At 66.4% G+C, this 12,475-nt stretch carries 12 protein-coding genes; 1 reads left to right on the forward strand and 11 read right to left on the reverse strand.

From position 1 onward, the window contains the following. Positions 1-27: 27 nt before the first annotated feature. The 8 genes from AX708_RS01350 to AX708_RS01390 form a co-directional block, all read right to left on the reverse strand. A complete protein-coding gene (locus tag AX708_RS01350; protein ID WP_233999588.1) occupies positions 28-885 on the reverse strand; it encodes an alpha/beta hydrolase in 858 nt (285 codons plus the stop codon). After that, the gene (locus tag AX708_RS01355; RefSeq protein WP_067489286.1) at positions 882-1,283 is read right to left on the reverse strand and encodes a hypothetical protein; all 402 of its coding nucleotides are present in this window, start codon (positions 1,281-1,283) and stop codon (positions 882-884) included. Before AX708_RS01355 ends, AX708_RS01350 begins: the two co-directional genes overlap by 4 nt. Beyond that, entirely contained in the window at positions 1,280-2,290 is a 1,011-nt protein-coding gene (bioB, locus tag AX708_RS01360; RefSeq protein ID WP_067489289.1) for a biotin synthase BioB, read from the reverse strand. The genes AX708_RS01355 and bioB overlap by 4 nt, the downstream gene beginning before the upstream one ends. Beyond that, positions 2,291-2,764, reverse strand: a complete 474-nt coding sequence (locus AX708_RS01365; protein ID WP_067489293.1) for a hypothetical protein — start codon at positions 2,762-2,764, stop codon at positions 2,291-2,293. Next, positions 2,761-4,914, reverse strand: a complete 2,154-nt coding sequence (gene scpA / locus AX708_RS01370; protein ID WP_067489295.1) for a methylmalonyl-CoA mutase — start codon at positions 4,912-4,914, stop codon at positions 2,761-2,763. Before scpA ends, AX708_RS01365 begins: the two co-directional genes overlap by 4 nt. A gap of 123 nt (positions 4,915-5,037) precedes the next feature. Further along, entirely contained in the window at positions 5,038-5,823 is a 786-nt protein-coding gene (locus AX708_RS01375; RefSeq protein WP_067489297.1) for an enoyl-CoA hydratase-related protein, read from the reverse strand. Positions 5,824-5,840: 17 nt separating this feature from the next. After that, positions 5,841-6,293, reverse strand: coding sequence for a methylmalonyl-CoA epimerase (mce, locus tag AX708_RS01380; protein ID WP_067489300.1), 453 nt, complete (start codon positions 6,291-6,293; stop codon positions 5,841-5,843). Between the two features lie 234 nt (positions 6,294-6,527). After that, complete coding sequence (locus AX708_RS01390; protein ID WP_067489306.1) at positions 6,528-8,060, reverse strand: acyl-CoA carboxylase subunit beta; 1,533 nt, start codon at positions 8,058-8,060, stop codon at positions 6,528-6,530. A 104-nt stretch (positions 8,061-8,164) separates the two neighbouring features. On the opposite strand from AX708_RS01390, the gene AX708_RS01395 reads away from it, so the two are divergent. Beyond that, the gene (locus AX708_RS01395; RefSeq protein ID WP_067489308.1) at positions 8,165-9,271 is read left to right on the forward strand and encodes an FAD-binding oxidoreductase; all 1,107 of its coding nucleotides are present in this window, start codon (positions 8,165-8,167) and stop codon (positions 9,269-9,271) included. 1 nt (position 9,272) lies between these two features. On the opposite strand, the gene AX708_RS01400 is transcribed toward AX708_RS01395, so the two are convergent. The 3 genes from AX708_RS01400 to gorA are packed head-to-tail and all read right to left on the reverse strand — an operon-like array spanning position 9,273 to position 12,431. Next, positions 9,273-9,995, reverse strand: coding sequence for an SDR family oxidoreductase (locus tag AX708_RS01400; RefSeq protein WP_067489310.1), 723 nt, complete (start codon positions 9,993-9,995; stop codon positions 9,273-9,275). 1 nt (position 9,996) lies between these two features. Then, positions 9,997-11,019, reverse strand: a complete 1,023-nt coding sequence (locus tag AX708_RS01405) for an NAD-dependent epimerase/dehydratase family protein (protein WP_067489317.1) — start codon at positions 11,017-11,019, stop codon at positions 9,997-9,999. Between the two features lie 59 nt (positions 11,020-11,078). Further along, the gene (gene gorA / locus AX708_RS01410; RefSeq protein ID WP_067489320.1) at positions 11,079-12,431 is read right to left on the reverse strand and encodes a glutathione-disulfide reductase; all 1,353 of its coding nucleotides are present in this window, start codon (positions 12,429-12,431) and stop codon (positions 11,079-11,081) included. Between the last annotated feature and the right edge of the window lie 44 nt (positions 12,432-12,475).

Below are 12,475 nucleotides of genomic sequence, written 5' to 3' on the forward strand. Positions count from 1 at the left end.
CGCTTCCTTGGCGCGGAAAGGTTCGGGTCATTGCGTCACCCCGCCCCGCTTCTCGCACCTGAGCACCATGCCATATTCCTCCAGCCAATCGGCCTTGGTCGGCAGCAGATATTGCAGCGCCTCGGGCAAGAGGCCGTGGAGCGCGGTCGCATGGTGCAGCTCGGTGCGGCGGTCGGAGAAGCAGAAGGGCTGGCTGGCGGGGAGCGCGGTGAGGAGGCGCAACATGCCGCTCTCGGTCGCCCCGCCCTCGTCGGCGAGGCTGAGGTAGAGCGGGGGGCGCGGGCCCACGCCCAAGGGTTTGCGGCTCAAAGCCTCGAAATCCCATTGCAGGCTTGGGCTGATCGCGGCGTAGCCGGTGAACAGGCCGGGGGCGGTGGCCCAGGTCTCGACCACGAAATGCCCCGCCGCGCTCTCGCCGACGAGGAAGGCGCGGCCATCGGTGCGGTAGCGGGCCTCGATGAACGGCTTGACCGTCTGCGCGAGCCACGCGCGAAAGGCGGCGCTTTCGCCCGCGGTGGGGTAGCGCTTGGCCTCGGCAGGGTCCTGCGTCGCCGGGAGCAGCTCGCGCTGACGGTCGCGAGTCTCGATCCCCACGAGGATCGCATCCTTGTTGCGCCCCCACAGCGCCCCCCAGCGCATCAGGCCTGCGCCCATCATCAGGTCTTGGCGAAGCGCCCCGTCGAGCTGGTAGACGACGGGCCAGCGCTTGTCGGGCTGGCTCGCGTAATCGGGCGGCAAGACGATGTTGACCTCACGGCTCTGCCCGAGCGCTTCGAGGGTAATTGTCTCGCCGATGGCAAGGGGCTGCGGGTCCTGCGCCTTCGTTGGAACCGCTCCGCCAAGCACCAGCGCGGCCACTGCGGCGCAAAGCCAGCGCGCTCTCACGGCTTTTCAGCCGTCGGCAGCGGGGGCGCAGTCCTGAACTTCTGCTCGAAGCGCTCCTCCGAGAAGACCAGCTCGGGCGCGTTATCGCGAATCCAGTCACGGACACAGGCTCGCGACGTTTCGGTGGCGTTGAATATGTCGTAGACCGCAAGATCCAGCCCACCCACACCATCGATCCGGTTGTCGAGACCGCAGTGCCGCGTCTCCTTGCGGATGCGCTCCATCTCTTCGGTCGTCCCGACCGCGACGCTCTCCATGTTCTGGATCACATATTCGCCGTTGTCGAAGAGCGGCGCGCAGACGGCAGGGTCGCGGATGGGGGCCCGCTCCTCGCAGCCGGGCACCACGTCTGGCGCGGGGTCGGCGGCTGCCAGCGCAAGGGCCAGCAGGCCGATCACTCCGCCGGCACCGCCGTCTTGCACGCGCGCGCGGGCTCCTCGCCCTTCAGCGCGGTGAGGCCGAGCTTGGCGAACAGCGCGCCGTCCTTGTCGTCACCCGCATTGGGCGCGGTGAGCAGTTTGTCGCCGGTGAAGATGCTGTTCGCCCCGGCAAGGAAGCACAGCGCTTGCGTCGCCTCGGACATGGATTCGCGCCCGGCCGAGAGCCGCACCATCGAGCGCGGCATGGTGATGCGCGCGACCGCGACCGTGCGGACGAACTCGATATCGTCGATCTTGGCGAGCGGCGTGTCGGCGAGCATGTTGCCCAGCACCGTGCCCTTCACCGGCACCAGCGCATTGACCGGGACGCTCTCCGGGTGCTGCGGCAGGGTGGCTAGGGTGTGGACGAAGCCCACCCGGTCCTCGCGCGTCTCGCCCATGCCGACGATCCCGCCGCTGCACACGTTGATGCCCGCCTTGCGCACGTGAACCAGCGTATCGAGCCGGCACTGGAAATCGCGGGTGGAGATGACGCGCTCGTAATATTCGGGCGAGCTGTCGATATTGTGGTTGTAGTAATCGAGCCCGGCCTCGGCCAGCATCTCGGCCTGATGCGGCTCGAGCATGCCGAGCGTCATGCAGGTCTCGAGGCCCATCGCGCGGACGCCCTTCACGATCTCGACGATCGCGGGCATGTCGCGGTCCTTGGGATTGCGCCACGCCGCGCCCATGCAGAACCGCTGACTCCCTGCATCCTTCGCCTGCGCCGCGCGCTGGAGCACGGCCTGCACGTCCATCAGCTTGGTGGCTTCCACACCGCTGTCAGCATGGACCGACTGCGAGCAATAGCCGCAATCCTCCGGACACCCCCCGGTCTTGATGCTGAGCAGGGTGCAGAGCTGGACTTCGGTCGCAGGGTGATATTTGCGGTGAACGCTGGCGGCCTGAAACAGCAGCTCGGTGAAGGGCAGGTCGAAGAGGGCCGCGATCTCGGCGCGGGTCCAGTCGGTGCGGGGGTGGGTCATTCAGTGACTTCCATTCTCATCCAACGTCGGAATGTCGGCTGACATCGGCTCGATCGAACTCGCGGGGCCGAAATCAAAAGCTACGGGTGGAGGCAGGCGTTGTTCGCTCCAATGCACGACCTGACCTAGGTCTGAGACGTAGAAGAAGCCAGACGCTCCATCGGCTGGAATGATGGCGCGGACACCGCAACTAACGGTGATCATCCCGGGATTGAACAAGGTTACCTCCACCTTCCCGTCATTGGCAGAGGTGATCGTCGCATGAACTACCGTGGCCTGATAATCTGGATCATCGGGATCATCTGCAGTTTCGGAGTTGCGGAAAACGATCGTACCCTCGACCTCGGACTGATTTCGGAGCCATTGGTCGAACCGTTCAAAGTCCGAAATTGTTGGTCCAGTGGGGCAGGCAAGTACCGGCAAGGGAAGAGCCAGCGCGACTGCCATCATGGAAATCAGGACGATCTTCCTCACGCCGCCGCCTCGTCCAGCCCCTCACCCAGCGGCGGCATGTTGTGGCCGAGCAGCACAAGGATATCCGCCGCACACTCCACCACATTGCTGCCCGGTCCGTAAATGCCCTGCACCCCTGCCTCGCGCAGGAAGTCGTAGTCCTGCGGGGGGATCACGCCGCCCGCCGTCACCTTGATGTCGCCGCGGCCGGCCTCGCGCAGAAGGCGGATCAGTTCGGGGATCAGGGTCTTGTGGCCCGCCGCGAGGCTCGACGCGCCGACCACGTCGACATCGTGTTCGAGCGCCATCGCGGCCGATTCCTGCGGGGTCTGGAACAGCGGACCGGAGACAACTTCGAAGCCCATGTCGCCGAAGGCGCTCGCGATCACGTTCGCGCCGCGGTCGTGGCCGTCCTGGCCCATCTTGGCGATCATGATGCGGGGGCGGCGGCCCAGGCGGCGGCCCACGGCTTCCACGCCGTCCGTCACCTGCGCCCAGCGGCGGTCGAATTCGTAGGCGCTCTTGTAGACGCCCGTGACCGGCGCGGGGGTGGCATCGTGGCGGCCAAAAACCTCTTCCATCGCCGAGGAGATTTCCCCGAGCGTCGCATCGTGGCGGGCGGCTTCCACCGCCAGCGCCAAAAGGTTCGCGCCGCTCTTGCAGCCCTCGGTGAGCGCTTCCAGCGCCGCGCGGCAGGCGGCCTCGTCGCGGTTCTCGCGCACCTTGGCGAGGCGGGCGATCTGGCCGGCGCGCACCTTCTGGTTGTCGACCTCGAGCGTCTCGAGCGCGTCTTCCTGTTCCTTGCGATACTTGTTAACGCCGACGATCACCGTCTCGCCCTTGTCGACCCGGGTCTGCTTTTCCGCCGCCGCGCGCTCGATCGCGGCCTTGGGCGCGCCGGTGGCGACGAAGGCGGTCATGCCGCCCGCCGCGTCGACCTCCTCGATGAGTGTCCACGCCTCGTCGACCAGCGTTGCGGTGAGCGCCTCGATATAGTGCGAGCCGCCGAGCGGATCGACGACGTTGCAGATGCCGCTTTCCTCCTGCAGCACCAGCTGGGTGTTGCGCGCGATGCGGGCGGAGAAATCGGTGGGGAGCGCGATCGCTTCATCGAGCGCATTGGTGTGGAGCGACTGGGTGCCGCCCAGCACCGCCGCCATCGCCTCGACCGTGGTGCGGATGACGTTGTTGTAGGGGTCCTGCTCCTGCAAGCTGACGCCGCTGGTCTGGCAGTGGGTGCGCAGCATCTTGGAGCGCTCGTCCTTCGCCCCCAGCCCGTCCATCACCCGCCACCACAGCGTGCGCGCAGCGCGCAGTTTGGCGATCTCCATGAAGAAGTTCATGCCGATGCCGAAGAAGAAGCTGAGGCGGCCCGCGAAGGCGTCAATATCCAGCCCCGCCGCCATCGCGCGCTGGGCATATTCCTTGCCGTCGGCGATGGTGAAGGCAAGCTCCTGCACCGCGGTCGCCCCGGCCTCGTGCATGTGGTAGCCGCTGATCGAAATCGAGTTGAATTTCGGCATGTTGGCCGAGGTATATGCGATGATGTCGGAGATGATCCGCATCGAAGGCTCGGGCGGGTAGATATAGGTGTTGCGGACCATGAACTCCTTGAGGATGTCGTTCTGGATGGTGCCGTCCAGCTTGTCCTGCGACACGCCCTGACGTTCCGCCGCGACGATGAAGAAGGCCAGAACCGGGATCACCGCGCCGTTCATCGTCATCGAGACCGACATGGAATCGAGCGGGATCTGGTCGAACAGGATTTCCATGTCCGCAACCGTATCGATCGCCACACCCGCCTTGCCGACATCGCCGACGACACGCGGGTGATCGCTGTCATAGCCGCGGTGGGTGGCGAGGTCGAAGGCGACCGACAACCCCTTCTGCCCCATCGCGAGGTTGCGGCGGTAGAAGGCGTTCGATTCCTCGGCCGTGGAGAAGCCCGCATATTGCCGGATCGTCCACGGACGGCCCGCATACATCGAGGCCTTCACCCCGCGCGTGAAGGGCGCAAAGCCGGGGAGGCCCGGATCGAACCCGGCGTGATCTTCCGCCGTGTAGAGCGGCTTGATCGCAAAACCTTCGGGCGTGTGCCAGGTGAGGTCGCGGCCCTTCACTTCCTTGGCGGCGAGGGCGTTCCAGTCGGAAAGGGTCGGTTTGTCGGTCATGTTCTAGCCTATACACCAATCGTCACCCCCGCAAAGGCGGGGGTCCATCACCCCTCGCCAACGCGCGAGAGGCCGGATGGGCCCCCGCCTACGTGGGGGCTGCGGACGAAAAGTCCTTTCGGACTATTCGCCCTTGAACTCCGCCTTGCGCTTCTGGAGGAAGGCCATGCCGCCCTCCATTGCATCCTTGGTGGCGCCCGCGATCCGCTGGCCCTCGGCCTCGGCGAGCAGCACCATCTGGAGGTTCTGGTCGAGCGCGGTGGCGATGTTGCGCTTCATCGTGGCGTAGGCGACCGTCGGGCCGTTCGCGAGCTTCTCGGCGAGCGCGCGGGCTTCGGTCATGAGATCGGCATCCTCGACGCACTTGTAGACGAGGCCCCAGTCCTCGGCCTGCTGCCCCGAAATCTTCTCGCCCAGCATCATCATCCGCGTGGCGCGCGCGCGGCCGATGGCGCGGGCGAGCAGCCAGGTCGAGCCGCCATCGGGCACGAGGCCGATGTTGACGAAGGCCTGGAGGAAATAGGCGCTCTTGGCCGCGATGGTGAAGTCCGCCGCCAGCGCGAGCGAGCAGCCCACGCCCGCCGCCGGGCCGTTGACCGCGCAGATCACCGGCACGCTCGCGCGGATCAGATGGCTGATCGCGGGGTTGTAGTGATTGATCAGCGCCTCGTGGCTCCCGCCCTTTCCGCCCAGCGCCGAGCCGCTGCCGCGCGCCGAAAGGTCCGCGCCCGAGCAGAAGCCCTTGCCCTCGCCCGTGATCAGCACCGCGCGCGCATCGCCCAGATCATAGAACGCCTGCCCGATCTCGTCCGCCATCTGCGGCGGCATGGCATTGAGCCGCTCTGGGCGGTTGAGGGTGATGGTGAGCAGCGGGCCGTCACGTTCGACGCGGATGGTTTCGTAGGACATTCTTCTCTCCGAAAGGTTCAGTTCGACCAGTGCGTGCCCTCTTTGGGCGTCTCCATGATCTCGGTAAGCATGCCGCCCATGTCCTTGGGATGGACGAAAAAGATAAGGGTGCCGTGCGCGCCGATGCGGGTGGGGCCGAGGATGCGCTTGCCGAGCGCCTCGAATTCGCTGCGCGCCTCCGCGATGTCGAGCACCTCGAAGCACAGGTGATGCTGACCGCCCAAGGGGTTCTTGGCGAGGAAGCCCGCGAGGGTGGAGTTCTCCCCCAGCGGCTCGATCAGCTCGATTTGCGTGCCATTCATCGCCCCGTCCGCGCCGGGGGTGTCGACGAAGCAGACCTTCACGCCCTGCTCCTCAAGGTCGAAGGGCGTGTGGATCTTGGTCGCGCCCATGACGTCGCGGTAAAACGCGATAGAATCCGCGATGGAGGGTGTGGCGACCCCGATGTGGTTCAAGCGTCCGAGTTTCATTTCAGTTCCTAACCATCTGAAATAGGGTGAATGCTAGAGCCATGCCGCTAGCCACCGGGAAGCCGTAGGTTTGTCGGTAAAATTCCCATCCCCGCTCACTTCGTTCGGCCCAATCCATTGTCCAGAAGCGAAAGTAGCTACCACGCTCAAGATTTTTCCGAGCCAAAACAAGCGCGCCGACGAAAAAGGTCGCGAACATTCCCAGAAACAAGAATTTGACGGGCCAAGGCATATCTACAGCGGAATATTGTCATGCTTCTTCCACGGGTTCTCCAACTGCTTCGTCCGCAGCTTGCGTAGCCCCAGCGCGATCCGCCGCCGGGTCGAGTGGGGGTGGATCACCTCGTCGATATAGCCGCGCTGGGCGGCGACGAAGGGGTTGGCGAAGCGGTCTTCGTATTCCTTGGTCCGCTCGGCGATCTTGGCCGGGTCGTCCTTTTCCTGCCGGAAGATGATCTCCACCGCGCCCTTGGCGCCCATCACCGCGATTTCGGCGGTGGGCCAGGCGTAGTTCAAATCGCCGCGCAGGTGCTTGCTCGCCATCACGTCATAGGCCCCGCCATAGGCCTTGCGGGTGATGACGGTGATCTTGGGCACGGTCGCTTCGGCATAGGCGAAGAGCAGTTTCGCGCCGTGCTTGATGATCCCACCCAGCTCCTGCGCGGTGCCGGGGAGGAAGCCGGGGACGTCGACGAAGGTGATGATCGGGATCTCGAAGGCATCGCAGAAGCGCACGAAACGCGCGGCTTTCTTCGAGGAATTGATGTCGAGTACGCCCGCCAGCACCATCGGCTGGTTCGCCACCACGCCCACGGTGCGGCCCTCGACGCGGCCGAAGCCGCAGATGATGTTGCCCGCGTGGGCCGGCTGGATCTCGAAGAAATCGCCCTCGTCCAGCACCTTGGTGATCACCTCGTGCATGTCGTAGGGCTGGTTGGCGTTGTCGGGGATCAGCGTGTCGAGGCTGTTCTCCAGCCTGTCCCATGGGTCGCTGGTGGGAAGCGTCGGCCCTTCCTCGCGGTTGGAGAGCGGGAGGAAGTCGAAGAAGCGGCGGGTCGCCAGAAGTGCCTCGATGTCGTTCTCGTAGGCAAGATCGGCCACGGAGGTCTTGGTGGTGTGGGTGATCGCCCCGCCCAGTTCCTCCTGCGTGACGACCTCGTTGGTGACGGTCTTCACCACATCGGGGCCGGTGACGAACATGTAGGAGCTGTCCTTCACCATGAAGATGAAGTCGGTCATGGCCGGGCTGTAGACCGCCCCGCCCGCACACGGCCCCATGATGAGGCTGATCTGCGGCACCACGCCGCTCGCCAGCACATTGCGCTGGAACACCTCGGCATAGCCGCCGAGGCTCGCGACGCCCTCCTGGATGCGCGCGCCGCCCGAATCGTTGAGGCCGATGACCGGCGCGCCGACCTTCAGCGCCATGTCCATGATCTTGCAGATCTTCTCGGCATGGCGCTTGGAGAGCGATCCGCCGAACACCGTAAAGTCCTGCGAGAAGACGAACACCAGCCGGCCGTTGATCGTCCCCGAACCGGTCACCACACCGTCGCCGGGGATCTTCTGCGTCTCCATCCCGAAGTCGATGCAGTCGTGTTCGACATAGGCGTCGACTTCCTCGAAGCTGCCCTCGTCGAGCAGCACGTCGAGCCGCTCGCGCGCGGTCAGCTTGCCCTTGGCGTGCTGGGCGTCGATGCGCTTCTGTCCGCCTCCGAGGCGGGCGGCTTCGCGGCGGCGTTCCATTTCGGCGATGTTGGCGGACACGCGGGTTCCTCTCTAGACCGGTCTCTTGCCGCAACGCGTTGCCTTAGCGTGCGCCAAGCGTCAACGTGGCAAAAGTGGCGGGACGGACGAAGGGAGGCCGTGCGATGTATGTCTCTGACGTGCTGGTGATCGGCGGCGGGATCGCGGGGCTTTCGGTCGCGGCGCGGCTGTCCGAGCGGGGAATCGTGACGGTGCTCGAGGGCGAGAGTGCGCCGGGATACCATGCCTCGGGGCGCAGCGTGGCCTTTGCGCATTACGGGCTGGGGAACGAGCCGGTGCGCAGCCTGACCGCGCTCAGCATGGGCGAGCTGGCCGCGCATGGCAGCGTGCACCCCGCGCTCCACATCGCGGCGGAAGGCGATATCGAGGCGCTCGATGCGCTGGAGGCAGTGCACCGGCAATATGGCTGCGAATATACCCGCGTCGGCCCCGATGAGGCGCGCGCGCTGATGCCCGCGTTGAAGCCCGGGGCCTGCGCCGCAGCGCTGGTCGATCACGGATCGCTCAAGCTCGATACAAACGCGATGCTGCAGGCCCATGTCGCCACGATCCGCGCCAATCGCGGCGCGATGATCCCGGGGGCGCGGGTCATGCTGTTGGGCTACGACGGCGGGCGCTGGGTGGCGGTGCGGGCCGACGGGAAGCGGCACGGCGCGCCGGTGCTGGTCAACGCGGCGGGTGCATGGGCGGACGAGATCGCGCGCATGGCGGGGGTGACTCCCATCGGGATCGAGCCGCGCCGCCGGACGGTCATATCCTTTCCCGCCCCGGACGGCGAGGATGTGCACGCATGGCCCTTCACCAAGACCGTCGGCGAAGGCTTCTACCTGCTGCCCGAGGGGCGCGGGCAATTGCTCGCCTCGCACATGGACCAGACCCCTTGCGAGCCGTGCGACGCGGCGGCCGAGGAACTCGACAAGGCCATCGCCGCCGACCGCGTCGAGCAGGCGACCATCCTCGCGATCCGGCGGATCAGCCACAGCTGGGCGGGCCTCAGGAGCTTCGTCGCCGACGAATTGCCGGTGATCGGCGCGGCGGAGGGCGCGCCCGGGTTTGTCTGGTGTGCAGGGCAAGGCGGAGCGGGGTTCCAGACCGCCCCCGCTCTCTCGGCCATCGCGGCGGCGGCGGCGCTGGGTCTGCCCTTCCCCGAGGATGCGGCGGCGGCGGGGCTTTCGTTCGCGACCTTTTCGCCAGCGCGCCTCGGCGGCTAGCCTAGAACCGCCGCATAACGCTGCGCGCCAAGGCAGGCGAAATCGAGTAGACTGCGCGCAGCAGCTTCACCATGCCGACGTTGGCTTCGGGCCGGTTGCCCTCGAGTGCGGCGATGATCTGGCGCGCGCATTCCTGCGGCGGCATCTTGGACATGTCGCGATCGGCGGTCATCTGGGTGTCAACCACCGGCGGCAGCGCCTCGATCACGTGGATCGGCTCGCCCGAAAGCTGGGCGCGCAGGGCCATGGTGTAGGAGCGCAGGCCCGCCTTGCTCGCGCAATAGACCGAGCTTGCGGTGTTGGGGGCGATGGCAAGGCCGCTCGTCACGTTGATGATCGCCGCCTCGGGCCGCGCGCGCATACGCGGAAGCAGCGCGGTGATGAGCCGCACGGGGGCGGAGAGGTTGGCATAGAGGCAGCCGTCCGCCGCATCCGGATCGGGCAGGCCATTCCTCACATCATGCGGCACGCCCAGCCCGGCGTTGTTGATGAGGATATCGACCGGGCGATCCCCCAGCGCCGCGACCAGCGCATCGACTCCCGCCGCGCTCGACAGATCGGCAGCGAGGGTTTCGAAGCCTTCGCTCTCCATCGCCGCCAGCCGCGCCGTATCGCGCCCGGTGAGCAGCACCTTCGCGCCTTTGACCTTGAGCTGCCGCGCGATCTCGCGCCCGATCCCCGCGCTGCCGCCGGTCAGCAGCACGCTCTTGCCGTTCACATCCATGTCAGACCTTCACCACTCCATGCGCGATGAGGCTTTCACCGCAGTCGGCGATGGTGTCCTCCACGGGGCGCATTGTCCAGCCGAGCCGGTCTTTCGCGTGGCTGGCGTCGACATGGCGCACCTTGCCGATCTCGGTCTTGATGCCGCGCACCTCGGGGTTGAACAGGGCGAGCACGTTGACCAGCCAGTCGGGCATCAGGCGGGTCGGGGCCTTGCGCGCCTTCTCGCCCAGCCGCGCGCGCAGGACGCCTGCCACCTCGAGCGCGTTGAGGAACTTGCCCGCGCCGAGGAAGCGCTCACCCGCGAGGCCCGGGGTCTCGAGCGCCAGCACATGCAGCGCGGCGATGTCGCGCACGTCGACGATCGGGAAGCCGAGATTGGGCGCCATCGGCATCGCGCCGCTCAGCAATTGCTGCACCAGCTCGACCGAGGCCGAAAAGTCCCCGCTGTCGACCGGGCCCAAAACCATCCCGGGATTGACCGAGACAAATTCCATCGCCCCGCCCTCGGCCGCAACCCATTCGCGCGCGGCGCGTTCGGCGATGGTCTTGGACTTGACGTAGGGGTAGGCGTCGGGGTGGTCGATGTCGGTCCAGCGGCTCTCATCGAAGGTGTAGCTGCCACGGTCGACGCCGTAGACCACCGCGGCGGTCGAGGAGGTCTGGACGAAGCGCGTGACGCCCGCGTCGCGCGCATAGCGCAGGGCGCGTAGCGTGCCCTCGCGCGCGGGGACGATCAGGTCGTCCTCGTGCTTGGGGGCCTGCGCGGGGATCGGCGAGGCGACGTGGGCGACATGGGTGCAGCCCGCCGTGGCCTCGGCCCAGCCCTTGTCCGACATGAGCTCGGCCTCGAACAGGCGAAAGGTCGTCTCCGAAGGATCGCCGAGCCGGGCGCGCAAGGCGGCCTCGCTCCTGGCGACGCTGCGGACCGTGCCGTGCACCGTCCAGCCCTTCGTCAGCAATTGCCGGATCAGCTCCCCGGCGATGTAGCCGGTCGCTCCCGTCACCAGAACCGTGCCTGCCATGCGAACCCTCCCCCTTTTGTGGATGAGTCGCCCTTAGCAGATAAGTTTTGGATTGCAACCTATTTGAAGAGCACCAGCTCCTCGGCCATGGTCGGGTGGATCGCGACGGTGGCGTCGAAATCGGCCTTGGTGAGCCTGGCCTTCACCGCGATCGCGGCGGCCTGCATGATCTCGGGCGCCTCGGGGCCGATCATGTGAATGCCGACGATCCGGTCGTTCGCGGCATCGACGATCATCTTGTAGAGGCTGCGTTCGTTGCGGCCCGCGACGACGTTCTTCATCGGGCGGAAGTCCGACTGGAAGACCTTGATGTTGCCGAGCGTGTTGCGCGCCTCGCTCTCGGTCATGCCGACCGCGGCGATCGGCGGGTGGCTGAACACCGCGGACGGCACGCAGGAGTGGTCGACGGCATAGGGCTCGCCCGGGCCGAAGACGGAATCGGCAAAGGCCTGCCCCTCGCGGATCGCCACGGGAGTGAGCTGCACCCGGTCGGTCACATCGCCCACGGCATAGATGTGGTCGACACTGGTCTTGCTGAAGGCATCGACCAAGATCTCGCCCTTCTTGCCGAGTTCGACGCCGACCGTCTCCAGGCCCAGCCCCTCAGTGTTGGGGATACGCCCGGTGGCGACCATCACCGCGTCGTATTCGCAAGGCTCCTGACCGCTCAGCCTGACCAGCAGCGTGCCGTCCGCCTGCTTTTCGATGCTCTCGAACTCGGTGTTGAACAGGAAGCCGATGCCCTTGACCATCGAGATCTGGAGCAGCCGGTCGCGCAAGGACGCGTCATAGGAGCGCAGGATCGTGTCCGAGCGGTTGGCGATCGTCACCTTGCAGCCGAACTCGTTGAAGATGCCGGCGAACTCGTTGGCAATATAGCCCCCGCCCGCGATCAGGATGCGGCGCGGCAATTGTTCGAGGTGGAATGCCTCATTCGAAGTGATGACGTGCTCGCTGCCCGGGAATGTGGGCACCAGCGGGCGCGCACCGGTGGCGACGAGGATGGTTTTCGCGGTGACGGTCTTGCCGCTCGCGAGCGTGATCTCGTGCGGGCCGGTGATGGTAGCGCGCTCGGCGAAGATCGTGACATTGTGGTTGCCGAGCGTCTGGCCGTAGAGCCCCTCCAGCCGGGTCACGTCGTTCTGCACGTGATCGCGCAGGGCGGCCCAGTCAAAGCGCTTGCCCTCGATGGTCCAGCCGAAATGCTGGGCGTCGACCAGATCCTCGGCAAAGTGCGCGCCGTAGACGAGCATCTTTTTGGGAACGCAGCCGCGAATCACGCAGGTGCCGCCGACGCGGTACTCCTCGGCGACCGCGACGCGCGCGCCGTGCGCGGCGGCGACGCGGCTCGCGCGCACCCCGCCCGAGCCTGCGCCAATGGTGAAGAGGTCGTAGTCGTATTCGTCAGCCATGCCGCCGCTCCCGTCTTGTCGGGAGCGCATATGGGCGAAGGCCC

The sequence above is a fragment of the Erythrobacter sp. CCH5-A1 genome, from assembly GCF_001557115.1.
Lineage (GTDB): Bacteria > Pseudomonadota > Alphaproteobacteria > Sphingomonadales > Sphingomonadaceae > Erythrobacter.

Coding starts and splice junctions, on each gene's coding strand:
- bioB (WP_067489289.1), bottom strand. CDS start 2,290: ATGACCCACCCCCGCACCGACTGGACCCGCGCCGAGATCGCGGCCCTC.
- scpA (WP_067489295.1), bottom strand. CDS start 4,914: ATGACCGACAAACCGACCCTTTCCGACTGGAACGCCCTCGCCGCCAAG.
- AX708_RS01375 (WP_067489297.1), bottom strand. CDS start 5,823: ATGTCCTACGAAACCATCCGCGTCGAACGTGACGGCCCGCTGCTCACC.
- mce (WP_067489300.1), bottom strand. CDS start 6,293: ATGAAACTCGGACGCTTGAACCACATCGGGGTCGCCACACCCTCCATC.
- AX708_RS01395 (WP_067489308.1), top strand. CDS start 8,165: ATGTATGTCTCTGACGTGCTGGTGATCGGCGGCGGGATCGCGGGGCTT.
- AX708_RS01400 (WP_067489310.1), bottom strand. CDS start 9,995: ATGGATGTGAACGGCAAGAGCGTGCTGCTGACCGGCGGCAGCGCGGGG.
- AX708_RS01405 (WP_067489317.1), bottom strand. CDS start 11,019: ATGGCAGGCACGGTTCTGGTGACGGGAGCGACCGGCTACATCGCCGGG.
- gorA (WP_067489320.1), bottom strand. CDS start 12,431: ATGGCTGACGAATACGACTACGACCTCTTCACCATTGGCGCAGGCTCG.